Origin of the sequence: Halorubrum sp. AD140, assembly GCF_034497445.1 — an archaeon.
Classification (GTDB): Archaea; Halobacteriota; Halobacteria; order Halobacteriales; family Haloferacaceae; genus Halorubrum.
Window position 1 is genome coordinate 12,574 of sequence record NZ_JAXRUU010000039.1, and the last position, 19,250, is coordinate 31,823.

General features: G+C 62.4%; 15 protein-coding genes and 1 pseudogene. 9 read left to right on the forward strand and 7 right to left on the reverse strand.

The features are described 5' to 3' along the window. Positions 1-116: 116 nt before the first annotated feature. From U4E84_RS10730 to U4E84_RS10740, 3 genes are read right to left on the reverse strand one after another with little or no spacing between them, the layout of a single operon-like run. On the reverse strand, positions 117-983 hold the full coding sequence (locus U4E84_RS10730; RefSeq protein ID WP_322532088.1) for a carbohydrate ABC transporter permease: 867 nt from the start codon (positions 981-983) through the stop codon (positions 117-119). A 28-nt stretch (positions 984-1,011) separates the two neighbouring features. Next, positions 1,012-2,037 (reverse strand): sugar ABC transporter permease, encoded by a 1,026-nt coding sequence (locus tag U4E84_RS10735; protein WP_322532089.1) that lies wholly within the window; start codon positions 2,035-2,037, stop codon positions 1,012-1,014. Between the two features lie 4 nt (positions 2,038-2,041). Beyond that, complete coding sequence (locus tag U4E84_RS10740; RefSeq protein ID WP_322532090.1) at positions 2,042-3,337, reverse strand: extracellular solute-binding protein; 1,296 nt, start codon at positions 3,335-3,337, stop codon at positions 2,042-2,044. A gap of 106 nt (positions 3,338-3,443) precedes the next feature. Between U4E84_RS10740 and U4E84_RS10745 the strand changes: the two genes are divergently transcribed. The 5 genes from U4E84_RS10745 (at position 3,444) to U4E84_RS10765 (ending at position 8,915) form a co-directional block, all read left to right on the forward strand. After that, complete coding sequence (locus tag U4E84_RS10745; RefSeq protein ID WP_322532091.1) at positions 3,444-5,411, forward strand: glycogen debranching N-terminal domain-containing protein; 1,968 nt, start codon at positions 3,444-3,446, stop codon at positions 5,409-5,411. 60 nt (positions 5,412-5,471) lie between these two features. After that, on the forward strand, positions 5,472-6,122 hold the full coding sequence (locus tag U4E84_RS10750) for a hypothetical protein (RefSeq protein ID WP_322532092.1): 651 nt from the start codon (positions 5,472-5,474) through the stop codon (positions 6,120-6,122). Continuing rightward, positions 6,119-6,562 (forward strand): hypothetical protein, encoded by a 444-nt coding sequence (locus U4E84_RS10755; protein WP_322532093.1) that lies wholly within the window; start codon positions 6,119-6,121, stop codon positions 6,560-6,562. Before U4E84_RS10750 ends, U4E84_RS10755 begins: the two co-directional genes overlap by 4 nt. A 76-nt stretch (positions 6,563-6,638) precedes the next feature. Beyond that, entirely contained in the window at positions 6,639-7,814 is a 1,176-nt protein-coding gene (locus U4E84_RS10760; protein ID WP_322532094.1) for a sn-glycerol-3-phosphate ABC transporter ATP-binding protein UgpC, read from the forward strand. Between the two features lie 24 nt (positions 7,815-7,838). Further along, complete coding sequence (locus tag U4E84_RS10765) at positions 7,839-8,915, forward strand: TrmB family transcriptional regulator (protein ID WP_322532095.1); 1,077 nt, start codon at positions 7,839-7,841, stop codon at positions 8,913-8,915. A 197-nt stretch (positions 8,916-9,112) separates the two neighbouring features. On the opposite strand, the pseudogene U4E84_RS10770 reads toward U4E84_RS10765, so the two are convergent. Further along, positions 9,113-9,291, reverse strand: a pseudogene (locus U4E84_RS10770) (RNA-guided endonuclease TnpB family protein); the annotation flags it as partial. A gap of 66 nt (positions 9,292-9,357) precedes the next feature. On the opposite strand from U4E84_RS10770, the gene glmU reads away from it, so the two are divergent. From glmU to glmS, 3 genes are all read left to right on the forward strand, one after another. Beyond that, on the forward strand, positions 9,358-10,566 hold the full coding sequence (glmU, locus tag U4E84_RS10775) for a bifunctional sugar-1-phosphate nucleotidylyltransferase/acetyltransferase (RefSeq protein WP_322532096.1): 1,209 nt from the start codon (positions 9,358-9,360) through the stop codon (positions 10,564-10,566). Between the two features lie 123 nt (positions 10,567-10,689). Then, entirely contained in the window at positions 10,690-11,865 is a 1,176-nt protein-coding gene (locus U4E84_RS10780) for a sugar phosphate nucleotidyltransferase (protein ID WP_322532097.1), read from the forward strand. Between the two features lie 2 nt (positions 11,866-11,867). After that, positions 11,868-13,724, forward strand: coding sequence for a glutamine--fructose-6-phosphate transaminase (isomerizing) (gene glmS / locus U4E84_RS10785; RefSeq protein ID WP_322532098.1), 1,857 nt, complete (start codon positions 11,868-11,870; stop codon positions 13,722-13,724). 195 nt (positions 13,725-13,919) lie between these two features. Here glmS and U4E84_RS10790 read toward each other — a convergent pair whose 3' ends face one another. Continuing rightward, entirely contained in the window at positions 13,920-16,391 is a 2,472-nt protein-coding gene (locus U4E84_RS10790) for an MMPL family transporter (RefSeq protein ID WP_322532099.1), read from the reverse strand. Between the two features lie 3 nt (positions 16,392-16,394). Then, on the reverse strand, positions 16,395-18,038 hold the full coding sequence (locus U4E84_RS10795; RefSeq protein WP_322532100.1) for a CARDB domain-containing protein: 1,644 nt from the start codon (positions 18,036-18,038) through the stop codon (positions 16,395-16,397). 306 nt (positions 18,039-18,344) lie between these two features. Between U4E84_RS10795 and U4E84_RS10800 the strand changes: the two genes are divergently transcribed. Continuing rightward, on the forward strand, positions 18,345-18,956 hold the full coding sequence (locus tag U4E84_RS10800; protein ID WP_322532101.1) for a TetR/AcrR family transcriptional regulator: 612 nt from the start codon (positions 18,345-18,347) through the stop codon (positions 18,954-18,956). Positions 18,957-19,190: 234 nt separating this feature from the next. Here the strand turns inward: U4E84_RS10800 and U4E84_RS19040 are convergent. Further along, a partial coding sequence (locus tag U4E84_RS19040) for a PGF-CTERM sorting domain-containing protein (protein ID WP_369698427.1) occupies positions 19,191-19,250 on the reverse strand: 60 nt, incomplete at its 5' end.

Here is a 19,250-nt window from a genome sequence, read left to right on the forward strand (position 1 = left end):
CGCTCGAGGGGCTGATCCAAATTCAAACGCTCGCCAGAGCCTCTCACCCTACACGTTCTCGTGCTCTTCACCGGAATTCATCCAGCGAACAGTCCGTATCCACAAGGTGTGTGAGTTTACCCTTTCATCCCGGACAGCGACATGCCGCGGATGAAGTAGTTCTGTGCGGCGAGGAACGCGATGATCACCGGTGCGACGATGATCAGCGCGGCCGCCATCATCAGTCCCCACTCGGCGAAGTACTGGTTTCGAACGGCGAACAGCGCGACCGGAAGCGTGTACATCTCGTTCTCTTGGGCGATGATGACCGGCCACTGGAAGTTGTTCCACGCTCCCATGAACGTGAAGATGCCGAGCGTGGCTAACGCTGGCTTGGCGAGTGGTAGATAGATCTTGTAGAAAGTCTGAAACTCGTTACACCCGTCGATCTTCGCCGCGTCACCGAGTGCTGCCGGGAGACTCTTGAAGTGCTGTCTGAGGAGGAAAATCCCGAACGGTCCGGCGATCAGCGGCGCGATCAGTCCTTTGTACGTGTTCACCCAGTCAAGTTCGACGAGAAGCAGGTACACGGGGATGAGCGTCACCATTCCCGGAATCATCATCGTCGAGATAAACGCGAGGAACAGCTTCTCACGTCCCCAGAAGTCGATTCTCGCCAGTGCGTATCCGGCAAGGCTGTCGAAGACGAGGTTGAACGTGGTGACGGCACCGGCGAAGATGACCGTGTTGATGAACCAGCGAACGATCAGGATGTCCGGTCGCTCAAACAGCTGGATGAAGTTCTCGATGGTTACCGTCGCCGGGATAAACGACACCTCCGCTGAGGTCGGGTCAGCAGACAGTGCGGTTGTCACCGTCCACCAGAACGGGAGTGTCATCCAGAGCGCTCCGGCGGTCACGACGGCGTACAGCGCCGCCGTTTTCGACCAGTAGGTGACACCGGCCCGTTCGTATCCCGGATACTCGTAGCTGCTCCGTGCCATCAGTCGATCCTCCCGTGTGTGTGAGTCATTAGTAGTCGATCTCCTCTGATTCCTGTCGTTTGTACTGCCAGTAGCTGAACGCGAAGATGAGGAGGAAAAGCAGGAACGACATCGCGGCCCCGACCCCCATCGCGCCTTCCTGGAAGGCGCGCTGGTAAATGAGCAACACCGTGGTCGTCGTCGCGTAGTACGGGCCGCCTTCGGAGAAGATCAGCGCAATACCAAACACCTGGAACGCTCCGATGACCGCCATGACGATGACGAAGAAGTTCGTGTTGCCGAGACTCGGCCAGGTGACGTGCCGGAACCGACCCCACTGTGACGCCCCGTCGATCCGCGCCGCCTCGTACAGTTCCTCGGGAATGTTCTGTAACCCGGCGAGGAAGAAGATCATGTTCGACCCGATTCCGCCCCACACCGCCATCAGCATGACCGCGCCGAGTGCGGTTGCGGGGTCGCCGGCCCAGTTATGCGAGATCCCGAGCGGCTCGAGAAACGAGTTGATAACGCCGTCGGACGCGAGGAACCACCGCCACATGACGGCGGCTGCGGCACCCGACAGCATCACCGGCATAAAGTACGCGGCCCGGTACGCTTTTTTCGCGCGGACGCGCTTGTCGAGCATCAACGCGACTGCGAGCCCGCCGAATATCTGGAGTGGGACGGTTCCGATCGCGTAGATGAACGTGTTTCGTAGCGCGAACCACCACAGGTTCTCCGTCGGATCCGTGAGCGTGTCGGTGTTGAAGACGAGGGTCCCGTCGACGACTCCGACCGGAGCCGGCCGTAGCACTTCCACGTAGTTGTCGAGACCGACGAACGTGCCGCTGTTGGCAAGGATGCTCCACTCCTGGAACGAGATGTAGAACGCGAAGAGGACCGGCCCGAGCAGGAACACCGAGAAGACGACGACGTTCGGGAGGATGAACGCGAGTCCCATGAGGTTGTTCTGGTCCTCAGTAAAGCCGAGTTGAGACTTCGCACCGCTCGTAATCTCGTCCACGCCGGTCTGGGTGTGTTCGACTTCCGGGGTGTCTGTCTCCTCTGTTGCCATGCGGTTAGAGTACCTCGTCGTTCACCTGTTGTGTCGCGCGTTCGAGGGCCTCTGCCGGCTCCTGTTCGTCCAGCATCGCGCCCTCCAGCAGGGGGTTGACGCGATTGAGGATAGCGTTGCTCTCCGGGCCGAAGGCGACGGGATGCGACCACTCCCCAGCTTCGAGGTGCGTGCGCCGTCGCTCGTGGTCCGCGTAGTAGTCGAGGTCGGCGTGCGACTCGCGAGCGGACAGCGCGAGCCCCTGTCGCGCCCACTCCGCCATCCCCTCGTCGTCTGTGAGCTCGGTGACCAGCTCTCTCGACGCACCGGGTGCGTCAGTGTCTGCGGCGCAGCTGTACGACACCGTGTAGGCGGCGGTGGCGCGTTCGCCACTCGACGGGTACGGAATGTGTGCGACGCCGATGTCGCTTTCGACCTCCTCGAAGTCGCCTTCCAGGGCCGGAAGGGCCCACGGACCGATGACGGCCATCGCGGTCGCTTCGGTACCGATCGCTTGTCCGTGCCAGTCGACGCCGATTTCGCTCGGTACCGCGAGTACCTCGTCGTCGCGCAGTTCGATCATAAATTCGAGCGCTTCGATGCACTCCTGTGAGTCCAACAGGAGTTCGCTCCCGTCGTCTGAGAGGACCTGCCCGCCGTTTTGGTGGAGGAGCGACCAGAACATGCGGGCGTTGGCAAACTCGACCATCGGCGCGTCGACGCTTCCCGTGTCGTCGATCGCGGTGAGTGCATCTTGGAGTCCGCCCCACGACTCCGGCACTTCGTCGACGCCCGCCTCCTCAAGGATCGATTCGTTGTAATAGAGCGACAGCGTCGAGAAGTCTTTCGGGATGCCGTACAGCGTCCCGTCGAACCGGAACGCCTCCAGCAGCGGATCGAAAATGTCGCCGACGTCGTACTCGTCGACTTCCGTGAGCGGGTCGAGATCCAGCAGCACGTCCTCGTCGGCGAAGGAGCTGAAATACGACGCATCGAGGTAGAACACGTCCGGCGCTTCGCCACCGCCGAGACGGCTCCGCATCGTTTGTTCGTACTCCGATTGAACGGGTTCATACGTAACGCTGATCTCGTCGTGGTTCTCGTCGAAATTCTCCGCAAGTCCACGGACGAGATCCGCTTCGGTGTCATCAGCTGCCCAGCCGGTGAGTTCCAGTTCAGCGCTCCCCTCGGCTTCGACGGCTCCTTCGGAACCGTCGCCGCCGTCGGAACAGCCTGCGAGTGCGATTCCCCCGGCAGTTGCTGCGCCCCCGAGCACGCGTCGCCGTGTGTACGTCGACCCGTTTGTGACATGGTCTGTCATGACTACCTCGGATGTTCTACTCTATCATTATAAATCCTTGGTTACTCAAACTACTCCAGTAGTTGTATACCCATTATTTATATACCAACGGGTATGCTACAGGAGTATGAAATCGGATAGCACGGTCGTCAACGGATCTACCTTCCTCGTCACCAATGAGGATGGAACTCCGGACCGGTCCCACGACGGATTCTACCACGCCGACACGCAGCACCTCGACGGGTACTCGCTATCTACCGACCAGACCCTCGAATCGCTCGAAAACGTCGCCCCGAGACCCGGGGAGCGCATCCTTCACGCAGGCTCGCCCATCGAGAACGGCTCTCGAACCGTCCACGTCAAGCGGCATCAAGTCGTTGAGAATACGCTCGTCGAGCGGGTTACCGTCTCTAACCTGACGTCGCGAGACCGCACGATCGACCTCACTCTCACGGCCGGAACACGCTTCGATGACCTGTTTGAAGTCCGCGGACACGAAGCTACCCGGAGCCGCGATATCCGTGCAACCGCTATCGAGCCACAGCCCGGCTCCGGTACGACCACCGAACACGTCGCTGGCGCAGTCTTTTCGTACGACCCATCCGACATCGACTACGACTGGGCGACGACACTCGTCACTGACGTGGCGGCCGCAGCCGACACAACGACCGTTTCCGTAGACACTGCGCCCGGCCGCTCTGACGCGACGATCACGGCGACACTGACGCTCGCCGCCCACACGGACGCGACGTTCCACGTCGTAACAACGCCTGGCGAGCAATCGAGCACCCCCGCCGAAGCGTTCGAAGCGACGCGAACAGCAGTCCACCGGCGAGAAGCCGACTGGGACGCCCAAACCACTTCACCGTCACGCGACGACTGGGACCCGGTGTTACAGGAGGCAGAGCGGAACCTGCTTGAGCTCACCCTTGACACCGAATACGGCCCGGTGCTCGCGGCCGGCGTGCCGTGGTTCGCCACAGTCTTTGGGCGAGATTCGCTCATCGCCGCCTTCCAGTCACTGCAGGTTCGACCGGACATTGCGAAAGCCACGTGCCGATACCTCGCCGCACACCAAGCTAGCGAGTCCGATGACTTCCGCGCAGCGACACCGGGGAAAATCCTGCACGAAACCCGATCCGGTGAGACAACGATCCGCGAGGAAACGCCGCATTCACCGTACTACGGAACTGTCGATGCCACGCCCCTCTTCGTCGTTCTCGTGCACGAGGTCTGGAGGTACACGGGTGATGACGCGTTCGTCCGTGAGTTATGGCCCCACGTCGAGGCTGCACTCAACTGGCTCACCGACCACGGGGATACAGACGGCGATGGATTCCTCGAATACCCGGCAGACCACGACGGGCACGGGCTCACGCATCAGGCGTGGAAAGACAGCGGTGACGGTATCGTTCACGCCGATGGTTCACATCCGACCGGACCGCTTGCCGTCGCGGAAGTCCAGGGGTACGCCTACGACGCGCGGAACCGTGCCGCCGATCTCGCCGAAAGGGTGATGGGTGACGAGGACCATGCGGACGTCCTCCGTCGGGACGCAACTGAGCTACAACGGCAATTCGATGACGCGTTCTGGCTTTCGGACGAGCAATTCTATGCCGTAGCGCTTGACGGCGACAACGAGCCAGTCACCACAGTTACCTCGAATCCGGGACACTGTCTCTGGAGTGGTATCGTTCCCGATCACCGCGAGGACGCCGTCGTCGACCGATTACTGAGCCAGGATATGTTCACCGGGTGGGGGATTCGGACCCTGTCTCGGACGCATGCCGCGTATAATTCACAAAGCTACCACCGCGGGAGCGTATGGCCGCACGATAACTCGCTTTGCGTGCTCGGCATCGCGGCGGCAGGCCGGCAAGACGACGCCCGCCAGGTCGCGCGCGGTCTCGTTGAGGTGGCTCGCGCTCGTGGGAACAACCGGCTACCGGAACTGTTTGCGGGGTTCGATCGAGACGAGACGACAACTCCAGTGGAATACGGCGAAGCGTGTGAACCGCAAGCGTGGGCTGCGGCGACGCCGTTCGCGTTACACCGCGCAATTACACAACACCCACTCCCGAATCCAGCACAATAACCACGTACTCGCGACGATACCCCGATTACGATGACTACACAACCCACGTCGGACCCGGTCGTGACGCTGTCTGGGTTCCTCCGCGTCGCCTACTCGGAACTCGTCACCGTCATACTCGTGAGTCTGCTCACGACGGTGACCGCAGTGAGTGTGGTCGGACTCGGTGGGGGCATTATTGCGGCAGTAACCACCCTTCGCCGTGTCGTCGATGCCCGGCGCAACGGGGTCCGTCTCACTGAACGCGAGCGACTCCAACTGTACAGGACGACGTTCACAGAGACGGCGGTTCGCGGGGCACCGCTTGGACTCATTGTCTGGGGCGCGGTTGCGTCCTTCACGTGGTATGTGCTCGCAGCCGGTGAGTCCGGGAACCCGTGGGTCCTCCTGGCAGCGGCCGCGGGCGTCTACGTCCTCACGACCGTCGTCATCGTGACGCTCCGGACCGCAACACTCGTCTCACTCGACTCGTCTGTGTCACTCCTCACGGCCGGTCGTGACTCAGTTTATCATCTGTTTTCGACGCCGTCGTTCACCGTGTTGCACGCGACGACGGTCGTCGCAGTCAGCGCGCTTTGTCTTGCGCTCGTTATCGCGGTACCGCTCTTGTTGTTCGGCTTACTGGCGCTGTTAGAAGTGCTCGTGTACACGGAGTTGAACGGGGGCGGCGCTCGGTCCGTCGTGCTGGCGTATCAGCGCGGTGATGTCGCGTGACGAGCCGGGAGTTCCACCTCACGTCTTGTGTTCCGGTGGCGTTCATCGCGGTACTTCTCGGTCATCACCCGCTGATCGTCGTTCCGCTCGTCGTCGGTGCGTTACTCCCCGAGCTCGATACGGTTGATGAGCGATGCCATCGGTCGTGGCTTGCCCATTCGTTGTTCCTTCCTGCAGTCGCACACTGGAGCCTCCGTCAAGGCGACCTGTTAACTCCTGTTGTCGAACGCAGTATCCATTTCGTGACAGTGGGACTGGTTCTCCACTTACTCGCGGATTACGTGTACCCGAAAGGGATGGACCATCAGGGCAGCGAGTGGCCCGTCCGCCCAGCATTTCCCGCCCCGTATTGGGGGTTGTTTTGGATGGGATTAGCCTGGGCGTTCCAGTGGTTCTGGTATCTCGTCCCTGAGTTTCTCCCGTGGCTCGCAGGATTCTGATTCCATATAAAAACTCTACTCACACTACTACAGTAGTAACAACTATGTGTGTGGAGTCACGTCTTCGTGTAAGAGAATGGCACACGCCACTTACGAGAACGTGACAAAGCGGTTCGATACGGGCACAGAAAGTGTCGTCGCCGTCGACGACCTCTCAATAGCGATCGAAGACGGCGAATTCCTCGTCCTCGTCGGTCCGTCAGGGTGTGGGAAATCGACTACACTTCGACTGCTCGCCGGCCTCGAAACTGTGACGGAAGGCACCGTCACAATCGGCGACGAAGACGTCACCGACGAGAAACCAAAAGATCGGGACATTGCGATGGTGTTCCAAAACTACGCGTTGTACCCGCACATGTCCGTCGAAGAAAACATGTCTTTTGGTTTACAAATGACGACCGAGCTTCCTGCTGACGAAATCGAAGACCGCGTAACCAGCGCCGCGGAGATGCTCGGCATCCCTGAGCTCCTCGATCGACTCCCATCCGCGCTGTCCGGCGGACAAAAACAACGGGTCGCACTTGGCCGCGCCATCGTCCGCGAACCAGCCGTCTTCCTCATGGACGAACCGCTCAGCAACCTCGATGCGAAACTCCGAACCCAAATGCGGACCGAGCTCCAACAACTCCAAAACCAACTCGACGTCGCCACCGTCTACGTCACGCACGACCAGACGGAAGCCATGACGATGGGCGACCGGATCGCGGTGCTCAACGACGGTAAGCTCCAACAACTCGCAACCCCGCTCGAATGCTACCATGAACCCGCGAACACGTTCGTCGCCGGATTCATCGGCTCTCCCTCGATGAACTTCCTCGATCTCTCATTTCACCCGGAGCGCGGCACCGGCACTGGCGACACAGTCGAATACGGGTTCACCGACGAGCAAACGGAACGCATCCGTGATGCGGCCGCCTCAACCCACGACACCATCACCCTCGGTATCCGCCCTGAAGACATCACAATCGCCGGTGACCGCGGCCCCGAAACGATCGAAGCACACGTCGATGTCGTCGAGCCGATGGGCAAAGAGAGCGTCCTCCACCTCTCTGTCGGCTCCCACAGCATGACTTCGCTCGTCCCCGGCGAATACGACGTCGAAGCCGGGCAATCCGTCCGCCTGAAACTCCCGCACGACCGGATCCACGTGTTCGACGAAGGCGGCGACGTGAACGTGTTCGACGAAGGCGGCGACGTGATCTTCAACCGGGCCCGTGAAACCGAATCACTGCCCTCAGGTGCCCTCCTTTAACACCGAATGTCTCCAACGCCCGATATGGAGAAGGACCGGCTTCGAGACGTCCTCCAAGACACAGGCCTCACACAGTACGAAGCAGACGCGTACATCACGCTTCTCGAACTCGGAAGCGCCGCCGCCACAGAAATCGCTGACGCGTGCGACGTCCCGCAAGCACGCATCTACGACGTCCTCCGTGAACTCGAAGCGCGCGAATACGTCGAAACATACGAAGACGGGAACCTGCACGCCCGCGCCGGCGACCCGTCCGAAGTTATCGCTGACCTCGACGACTACGCCGACACTATCACTGACGCCTCCGACGCCGTGCAAGAACGCTGGGAACGTCCGACCGTCGAAAACCATCAAGTAAGCGTCGTCAGGCCACTCTCCGCGATCTACGACCGATCACGCGACGCGATCGAAGACGCGGAAACCGAACTGCAAATCGCTCTCGATCTCGAACAATTCTACGAACTCCGAGACGCGCTCGCCGACGCGTACGACCGCGGCGTCCACATCAAACTCGCACTTTCTCCGGGCGACAACGCCGACATCGAACCTGCGGAGTTACCCATCGACTTCAGCGGACTCGCCACGGAAGTCCGGTACCGACGACTCCCGACACCGTTCGTCGTGATCGCCGACCGCATGCACATCCGGTACGCGCCCGAACGCTCACTCCACCCCGCACACGAGTACGGCGTCATGGTCAACGACTACTCACTCTCGCGCGTCTTCGACCTGTTCTTCCAGCTCGGGCTCTGGGAAACCTGGGAAACAGTCTACGACGACCGCACTGAGTCCCTTCCCGCCGCGTACACAAACATTCGAGAGTGTATCGACCGGCTCGTGCCTCTCATCGACGACGGTCATGGCGTTGCCCTCCGCGTCATCGGCGTCGACCGTGCCTCCGGCGTTGAACGAGAAATCATCGGTCACGTGATCGATCTGGACTACGTTGATTACCACAACGGACTCACCCCCCTGGAACGCTTCATCGAACAAGCCACAATCACACTCGATGTCGACGGCGACACGCTCACTGTTGGTGGGTGGGGCGCGCTCGTCGAAGACGTCGAAGGCAAACGCTTCATTATCGAATCAACCGCGTAGCACACCGACGATCTCATTCGCTGCTGCGGCAGTGTTGGGAACGCTTCGTCAGTTCCCACTCGGGCTGACTGGGAGTGTGACCCACAACGGGCCCCCGTTCAACGACTTAGAGCGTGCGGCCCACACGTGACTAGCGATATGTTCTTCCGTGACATCCTCCTCCGCTTGGAGCCGGAGGAATCTCGACGGGTGGGAGATCAGGGTTCACACTCTCCCTGCCCTCTCGGTTTGAACGACCCACTCTCGCGGTCGAACAGGAGGACGCCGGACTGTGCTAACAGCCGTTATTCGTGTCCCTCGTCGGGTGACTCTGAGCTGTCCTTCGACCGAGAATCACCGCACCGTTCACCGCTGTGTCCATCGTCCTCTCGCACGACGAAACCAGACAAACCGCGCGCCAGTACCGGAGCCGATAAAACCCGGCCCGCCATCGCAACTGGACATGTACGGAGTCGTGCTCGCGGCCGGCCGCGGGACCCGCATGCGGCCGCTGACGGACCGTCGTCCGAAACCGCTGCTGCCGGTCGGGGACCGAACACTGCTCGAACGCGTGTTCGACACCGCGATCGACGTCGTGGACGAGTTCGTCGTCGTCACCGGCTACCGCGGCGCGGCGATCCGCGAAGCGATCGGCGAGTCGTACCGCGATCACCCGATTACCTACGTCCGACAGGAGGAGGCGTTGGGGACGGCCCACGCGGTAGCCCAGGCCGACCCCGTCGTCGACGAGGACTTCCTCGTGCTCAACGGCGACGTGATCGTGGACGCGTCGCTGCCGCGCGCGCTCGCCGATGCGGCGGGGACGGCCGTCGCGGCCACCGAGGTCCCAGACCCGCGGGCGTACGGCGTGATATCGACGGCCGAGGACGGCTCGCTCGCGGAGATTGTCGAGAAGCCGGCGGATCCACCGACGACCCTCGCGAACGTCGGCTGTTACGCGTTCGAGCCGTCGGTGTTCGAGTACATCGAGCGGACGCCCACGAGCGAGCGCGGCGAGTACGAGATCACGACGACGATCGAGCACCTCCTCACCGACGGCCACCGGATCGATGTGGCCTCCTACGAGGGAACGTGGCTCGACGTCGGGCGCCCGTGGGAGGTACTGGCGGCGAACGAACTGGCGCTCGCTGAGTTTGCTGACGGGGTCAAGCAGGTCGGAACCGTCGAGGAGGGCGTGCACCTTCACGGTCCAGTCCTCGTCGAAGGCGGGGCGACCGTCCGCTCGGGAGCGTACGTCGAAGGGCCTGTGCTGATTCGTGAGGGCGCGGAGGTCGGACCAAATGCGTACCTCCGCGGCTCGACGGTTGTGGGACCGGGTGCACACGTCGGCCACTCGGTCGAGGTGAAAAACTCGGTGCTGATGGCAGACGCGTCTGTCGGACACCTCTCGTACGTCGGTGACTCGGTGCTCGGTCGCGACGTGAACGTCGGTGCGGGGACGAACGTGGCGAACCTCCGGCACGACGACGCAAACGTCCGACTGCGGGTGAAAGGCGAGTCCGTCGACACCGGCCGTCGGAAGCTCGGTGCGATCGTCGGCGACGCCGCAAAGACCGGGATTAATACGTCGCTAAACGCCGGCGTCAAGCTGGGTGCGGGCGAGACGACCGATCCCGGAGAAGTACTGACGCGCGACCGGCTGTCCGAGTAGCGACCGGGAGAGTCCCGTCAGCTGTTCGCTGGTAGTGGATCCGGCGTCCGTCGACGGGAGAACTGACTCCACCGCGAAACCAACCGCGAGCGATTTAAACCGCGGGCGGGCGACGGCTACAGCATGAGCGAAGACCCCGTGACCGCAGTAATTCTCGCAGCCGGTGAGGGGCGCCGGCTGAAGCCGTTGACGAACCGACGACCGAAGCCGATGATTCCGGTGGCGAACCGGCCGCTGCTCGAACACGTCGTCAAGGCCGTCGCCGCGGCCGGCATCGAGCGTATCGTCCTCGTCGTCGGCTACCGGCAGGAGCGCATCCGGAATCACTTCGGCGACGGCGACGACTGGGACGTCACGATCGAGTACGTCGAACAGGCGACCCAGCTCGGCACCGGCCACGCCGTGTTACAGGCCGAGTCAGCAGTTGACGACACCTTTCTCGTGCTCAACGGCGACCGGATCGTCGATCCGTCGATCATCTCACGGATCTGCGATCGCGTTCGTGAGGATGAGTTTCCGGCGATGGCGGTCACGACCGCAGCACGCCCGCGCGAGTACGGTGTCGTGAGTAGCGACGGCGACGGCCGGGTGACACAAATTGAAGAAAAGCCTGAGGGACCAGTCACCACCAACCGAATCAACGCCGGTGTGTACGGGTTCTCGGCGGCTATCTTCGATGCGATCCGCGAGACCGACGTGACTGGCGAGCTGGCGCTGACGGCCACGCTCACCGACATCGCTCGCGAACGCGGCGTCAGAGCGGTGTCGTACGACGGCCGGTGGCTCGACGTGTCGAACCTCTGGGACCTGCTGACGGTCAACGCAGGCGTGATCGAAGAGAACAAGCCGGACAGTGACGCGCCGTCGCTCGGCGAGTCGGTGAGTACCGCTGCCGACGTGGTGCTCGCGGGCACCGTTCGCGTCGGCGCGAACGTCACGATCGGCGGGAGCACGGCAATCGGGAGCAACGCGACGATCGAAGCGAACGCGGTCGTCGAGAACGCGGTCGTCTTTCCCGATGCCGTCATCGGTGCGGGCGCGGTCGTTCGCGACGCCGTCGTGGCCGGCAACGCCCGTATCGGGCCCAATGTGACGGTCGCCGGCGGCGCGTCAGAAATGGTCGTCGGCGACGCGGTCCACCGCGACGTCGAACTCAGCGGTGTGGTCGGGGACAACGCGTCGGTCGGCGGCGGCGCGACGCTCACCGAGGGCGCGGTCGTCGGCGACGGCGTTCGGGCCGAGGCGGGAGTCGTGATCGACGGCCGCGTTGAATCCGACGCGGTCGTCAGGAGGGGATAAGGATGTGTGGGATCATCGGCTACGTCGGTGGCGGCACAGACGGCGACAAGGACGGGACGGCTAGTGACGGCGGCGGTGAGACCGTCGGCGACATCGTTCACCGCGGGCTCACAAACCTCGAGTATCGCGGCTACGACTCCGCGGGCGTCGCGCTTGTGGGCGCGACGAGCGGGCTCACCGTCGCGAAGCGATCCGGCGAGGTCGACGCGCTGACGGTTCCCGACGTGCCCGACGCGACGCACGGTGTCGGCCACACGCGCTGGAGCACGCACGGCCCGCCGACAGACGCGAACGCGCATCCGCACACGGACTGTGTGGGCGACGTCGCCGTCGTCCACAACGGCATCGTCGAGAACTACGAGACGCTCAAACGCGAGCTATCGGCCCACGAGTGCACGAGCGACACCGACACCGAGGTGATCCCGCACCTGATCGAAGACGAACTCGTCGCTGACCCCGACGCCGACCTGCTGGCTGCGGTCCAGCGCGTCGAGGACCGCCTCGAGGGAAGCTACGCGATCTGTGCGGTTCGCGAGGGGGACGATCAGATCGTCGTCGCACGGCGCGGAAGCCCGCTCGTGTTGGGCCGTGGTGCGGACGCGACGTTCGTCGCCAGCGACGTTACGGCCTTCCTTGAGCACACCCGCGATGTCACGTACCTCGAAGACGGCGACGTGGCGGCGCTCTCGGCCGATGGCGTCGCGATCGTTGCTGACGGCGAGGTGGTCGACCGCGGGACCGAAACCGTGACGTGGGAGGCCGACGCCGCAGAGAAGGGTGGCTACGACCACTATATGCGCAAAGAAATCCACGAGCAGCCCGAGGCGCTCCGGCAGACGCTCGCCGGGCGGCTCGACACCACCAGCGGCGACGTCGACCTCGACGTCTCGTTCCCGCCGGGCTTTCTCGCCGACGTCGAGGAGATCCAGATCGTCGCCTGCGGCACCTCCAACTACGCCGGTCGGTACGCGGCGCAATTGTTCGAGGAGCTCTCGGGCGTGCGCGCCACCGTCGAGATCGCAAGCGAGTACGCGTTCGGCGCGGGGCGCAGCCCGGACCGGACGCTCGTTGTCGCCGTGACTCAGAGCGGAGAGACCGCCGACACGCTCGGCGCGGTGCGGCGCGCGAACGCCGCGGGCGCGCGGACGGTCGCCGTGACCAATACTCTGGGAAGCACCGTCACGCGGGAAGTCGACAACACCGCGTTCATCCGCGCTGGCCCGGAGATCGGCGTGGCCGCGACAAAGACGTTCGCCTCGCAGGTGGCGACGCTCGCGATGCTCGCGGTGGCCGTGGGACGCGACCGCGGCGCGCTCGGGGCCGCCGCCGCGCGTTCCGTGCTAGCGGACCTGCAGGGGTTACCCGGGGCGGTGCAGCAGGTGCTCGACGAGGAACCACAGGTCCGCGAGGCCGCACAAGAGTACCAAGACAGCGAGGCGTTCTTTTTCGTTGGACGGGCGCTCGGCGTCCCCGTGGCTCTCGAGGGCGCGTTAAAGCTCAAAGAGATTTCCTACGACCACGCCGAGGGGTTCGCTGCGGGCGAACTCAAACACGGCCCGCTCGCGCTGGTGACGCCAGCGACGCCCGTGGTGGCAGTGTTGACCGCAGGCGCACGGGCCGACGAGACGATGAACAACGTCACCGAGGCGCAGACGCGTGGCGCGCCCGCGTTAGGATGTGTTTCGGCGGACGATGAGTACGACACGCTCGACGTGTCGTTTGACGTGCCCGAGGTGGGTGTTCTCGAACCGTTGGTGGCAAACGTCTACCTCCAGTTATTCGCCTATCACGTCGCCAACGAGAAGGGCCGGCCGATCGACAAGCCACGGAATCTGGCGAAAAGCGTGACGGTGGAGTGATTGACATCCTTCTCCCCCTGTAGACCGGGGAATCCCGACCGGAGTTGGGATACTAAGCGGGGCCGCACCTCAGCAGTGTCTGTTCGGGTGTTGCTGAAACAGTTTGGGAAACAGAGAGTTCGTCCTGTTATCGCCCGCAACGAGCCTACGCCCGATACGAAGACTGTGAGAGACAACGGACACTGCGCGATCTCCTCAGCTGGGCATCAGCGTGGGGAGCCGCGTCAGTGTACTGTGGTACCGTTCCCACAGGAGAACAGCTGGCGGTAACGCCACGACGGTGAACACGAACGAGTATACCACACTCAGTGCCATCAACAGTCCGAAATCACCAAGCACGGGGGTAATAGCGAGCGCGAGAGCCCCTGTGCCAAGCGAGGTGGTGAGCATACTACCGAGTAAGGCACCACCCGTCCCTGACAGTGTGATTATCATCGATTCGTGGGCATCCGCTCCCGCATTGAATTCGTCGATGAACCGATGGGTGGCGTGGACCGAGTACGCGATTCCGAGCCCGATCGAGATGGACAGAATTGTCGCGGTGAGCGCATTGAGTGACATCCCGAGCGCACGCATCGTCGCGAGCAGGAAGGCGACCGCAATCAGGATCGGGAAGACATTCACGATCCCAAGCAAGGGCTTGCCTTCTAAGACGGCGTACGAAACGACGAGGAAGATTCCCGTCAACCCCATCGCAACGATCAACCCTTGTATCGCCGAGTTGAAGATAATGTCTGTCACGGCGTCGAAGACGACGACCTGACCGGTCGCGGTCGTCTCAAAGCGGAATCTCTCGGCGAACTCGCGAGTATCGCCTGCAGCTTCAGCCTGTGTGGCGTCCGCGTCGATCGCGTAGTCGACTTGGGCGCTCCGGCGGTCAGGGGTGAGGTACTCTTCGGCGCGGTCGCCAGCCGACGAGGCGAACAGTTCGTCGTAGATCTGATCGAGATTACGATCAGGGACTCCGTCACCGTCCACGTCGTTACGGGCGACTAACTCGCCAAATTCCGAATCCGACTCGGCCTGTGACTGGATGACCGTCACGATGCTGGTCGGTTCGGCGGCTCCCCCCTCTCCGACTGCGAGTGCTCCCGGTGCGTCGTCGTTCGGGTTGTCGAGCGCTTTTAGTGCGTGTCCTTCTTCGAAGTTCCCCTCGACGTACAATTTCACTGACTGATCCTGGTTGGTCGAAAAGCGGTCTTCAAGCAGGGTGAGCGTCTCCGTAGCGGTGTACTCACTCGGTGCGAACGGCTCTGGCAGCCCGGCCACGTAGTCCGGTTGCTCTTCGGGCGGGAGAAAGTCCTCTGTCTCGAAGGTGGTATCGACGCCGCTGCCGTACACTGCGGCCATCCCGCCCGTGACGAGCAACACAACGACGAACACCATCGGTGCGTACTTGCTGATCTGTGCTGGGAACGTCAGAACCCTGCCGAGTGTCGAGTCCTCTGAGGAGATCGGCGTCGAGTTGAACTCGGGCACATCGTAGCGCGTACGCAGGCGATCGACCTCGAGCTTCGCCGCGGGCAAGAACAGTCCGAAGATCAGGAACGTGAAGATAATTCCGATCGCCGAGGCGATCCCCAGATTCCGGATCGGCGTGAGATCGGAGATCACGTTCGCGCCGAAGCCGAACACGGTCGTGACCGTGACGATCACGAACGCGATCATCAGTTGGTTGTTCGCCTCTCGCATCGCCTCCGTGGCCTCGAATCCGGCGACCGTCTCCTCGCGGTACCGATTGATAATGTGGATCCCGAAGTCGACGCCGACCGCCAATAGTAACACCGGCACCGAGATCATCTGTTGGTTGAATGGAATTCCGGAGAACCCGAGGAACCCAAACGTCCAGATGACCGTCATGAGAAGCGACACCAGCCCGAGGGAGAGATCGATCGGGTCGCGGTAGGCAACGATCAAGAACAGCAGCAACAACAGCACGACGACGGGCATCACGATCGTCATCGAGTCGCCGATGACGTTTGCGGTCTCCGCGTTCGTAATTCCCGTGCCGAACGCCGTAATCTCGCCGGGCTGGTCCGACGCGATCGACCGGATCGTCGTTTGCACATCCTGGAGGTCATCGCTCGAGAATCCGGGCGGCACGTCGTGTGAGACGACCGTGATCGACGCGGAGGCGCTTGCGCTTGTCGGGTTGAAGTCGGTCGAAACGGTGTTGGTGAACTGCGGATCCTCTGAAAGATCGCGCACGACACGTCTGACTCGCGTTTCGCTCGTCGCTTCGATCACGCGCCGCTGTTCGGTCGGCGTGGTCGCCGACGGATCAATTGTCTGTGCGACCACCGTTGCGGGCCCGCTCGCCGAGGCGACGCGAAGGTCATCGCGAGACTCGACTTCCTCGAGTACCCTGAGGTCTCTGAGCAGCGCCTCCTTCGTGAGGACGTTCCCCTCCGAGTGGATGAGTTGTGTTGATTCGCTTCCGGGCTCGAAGGGGTCTTCGAACTCATCGTTGACCGCGTCGAGCGCCTCCTGTTCGTCGAGACCCTCTGTGAACGAGTCGGTGGCTTCGGTGTCAGTGCTGACGAGCCCCATCCCGCCGGCGAACACCACTGTGAGCACGAGGAACGCAATAATCACGCGTGTGGGGCGATCAACGATGGCATCGTTGAGCCGTCGTGCGCCGGACTCCACCTGCTCGCCGAGCGACATCGGCTACTGTCGCCTCCGGTAGATGACAAGTGCGACCGTCCCGACGAGGAGGAACGCGACGACGATGACCGGTAACGGTAGGCCGCCGTCTTCACGTTCGGTCACATCGATCGGAACGCGGGTAGTGTCCGTCAGTTGGCTGTCGCCGTCGGCATCGTCATAGCGGAAGTCGAACGAAACCGGGTATGTGTTCCCGGGCGCCGCAGCGTCAGTAGCCGCCACCTCGAAGCTCATCGTCGTCGTCTCGCCGGGATCGAGCGACGGGATGTATCCCGTGTCGGTGTCACCGCTGTCGAGCGGGTCGTCGGCAAACAGCCGCGCTTCGACATCGTCTGCAGTCTCGTTCAGGTTGTTCGTTACGTCGACCTCGACGGTGCGGGTCTCGCCTGTCTGGATCGTGCGGTTCTGTACCGCAATGTCAAACTGATCGCGCTCGGACGCGACATCGGCATCGACCGCCAGGCGCTCGTCGGCACGGCTCTCTCCTTCAGCGGTTCGATACTCTACTGCCATGTCGAGCGAGCGCAGGCCGGCCTCGGCCTCACCGCCGATCGATATCGGCAACGAAAAGTCCGTACTCTGGTTGGCCTCCAGCGTCCCCACGGCGGTCGACCGCTCGACCGGGTTAATGCTCTGATCGTCACCCGCATACTGGACCACGACGCTACGCGCCGTCGACGGGCCGTCGTTGTGGACAGTACCAGTCAGATCACCGTCCTCACCGACGCGGAGAGTGGACTCTACGTCTGTAAGCGAGAACTCCTGTTCGGCGAGCGGGGTGACGCTCGCGGACAGACTGTCGTCCGCTCGCTGGTACCCCTCGCTGGTGTCGAAGGTGACTGTTCCGTCGAGCGCGTAGTCGCGGACCGGGGCGCCAGCGTCGAAGCCGGCGTCGTAGGTCACTGTCGTCGTCTCGCCGGGCTCCAGTCGGCCGAGTCGAGCGGAGTCCTCCGCGCTCTCACCGAATGCGAATCCGGCACTTGTGGATTCTAACGCGACCGTCGCGTCGCGCGCGGTGTCGGCGCCGACATTCTCTACGTCTGCTTCGAGCGTCCCTGTGTCGCCGACCTGTGCATCGGTCGTCACGTTCGTGATCTCGAAGCGAGCGTCGTCGCTCACCTCGACTTCAACTTCGCTGTCCATCGTTCGAGATCGGTCGTAGACGACCCCGCTCGACTCCTGGTAGGTGTACGAATAGTCCACCTCGACGTCGATATCGTAGGTTCCGGAGTCGACATCGTCGGGGACGCTAACAGCGATGGGCGCCTCGCCGGGCTGACTCTCGGTCACTGAGCCGATGGCGGACGTCCCGGTCTCGACGGTGAGCGGTGTGTCCTCGGCGTCGGCCTCAACACGCACGTTCCGTGCGGTCGTGACGGTCTCTCGCGCCTCGGACGAGCCGAGATCGAGATCGCCGTCGTTCGTGATTTGAAGCGTGACATCGTTTGTCTCGCCGGCGTTGATCGTGGGCTGTGCGACGGAGACATCGAGATCCGGTGAGCCGCGGAGCAGCGTTCCATCTTGCTGTTGGCTGGCGGTACTGTCGCCTGCGGTCTGGGCTGCGACCGGTCCGCCGGCAACCGCTGCCGTCCCGGCGACGAACAGGGAGACGACGACGAGCGCGGCGAGCGCGCGACGACCCTTCACGCGATCACCCTCATGTCGCAGCGATGCGTGTTGCTCGCGAGCGGTGCGAGTACGTTCGTCATCGCAGGTGTCACGCGGGTGTGATCGGGATTGTATCCCGTCGCACCTCTATGCTGGTCGTCTGAGCGAGAAGGCTCGGTTCGGAACGGCGTCTGTCGCCCGAGAGATGAGACACGTGGGTGAATATGGAGTCGCTTCACATCCGTACGAAAACTCACGAACCAATAATGTTTTCGTTCGTGGGTTCGTAAACCAGTGTATGCCACTTCAGAACCGTTACCCTACACCGACACATCAGTCGAGTCAATGACCAGGTTTAGCGATGAAAATCGGGAGCATATTCGCAGCGAGTTGGTCGAGGCAGGCCGAGAGCTGTTTACCAGACATGGATTTGAGCGAACGCGGATCAAAGATGTGACGGAGGCAGTGGAGATCGGCACGAGCACGTTTTATCAGTTTTATGACTCGAAAGAGATGCTGTACATGGCGGTGCTCGAAACGGAGCGCGACCGGCTAATCGAGCGAGTGGATGCTGCGGTCGCGGGCGCAGAGACGCCTCGTGAGGAGGTTCGAACAATGATGGAGACGCTGTTCCGTGAGGTTCGTGACAATCCGCTCATCTCCCGGATGATCGTCGAAAATGAGTTGAAAGCGCTACTCGACCAACTCTCAGAAGCGGAGCGTGAGTCGCTCGCAGGGGAGCCACCGACGCAGTCACTAGGGTACGCAGACCAGTGGGTAGAGTTGGAGTCGTTTAGATTCGACGACCCGGAGCTCGTTCGAGACGTGATCACATCACTGATTTTCACCACGCGCTCCCAAGAGCTCGTGCGTGATCCTGTTGCGGCGACTGACCCCGAGCGGGTCGACGAGGCACTGATCGAGACGATCGTAGCCGGACTGTTCGTTGAGGAGTGAGAGACCCCGCCATCGGCACTCACCTTCTGTGCATTCATTCGCTCTGTTTGACTCTGCGCTAGACAGTAGTCGCTGAGTCAAAGCAGAGAGTACACAGAACCTGCGTCTGCCGGGAAATGATGGCAACGTCGAGCGCTACCGCTGTCCGGTCGAGGCGTCGCGCGATAAAGAAGTGCCGCACGGGGTCGGCCCGTGAGGGCCGGTGGTTAGCGAGTGTGGTGTGTCGCTGCTGCGTTACTCGTTACGCCGCGTAGCGAGGAGCGCAGCCGCGATGAGGGCCACGAGTGCGACGAG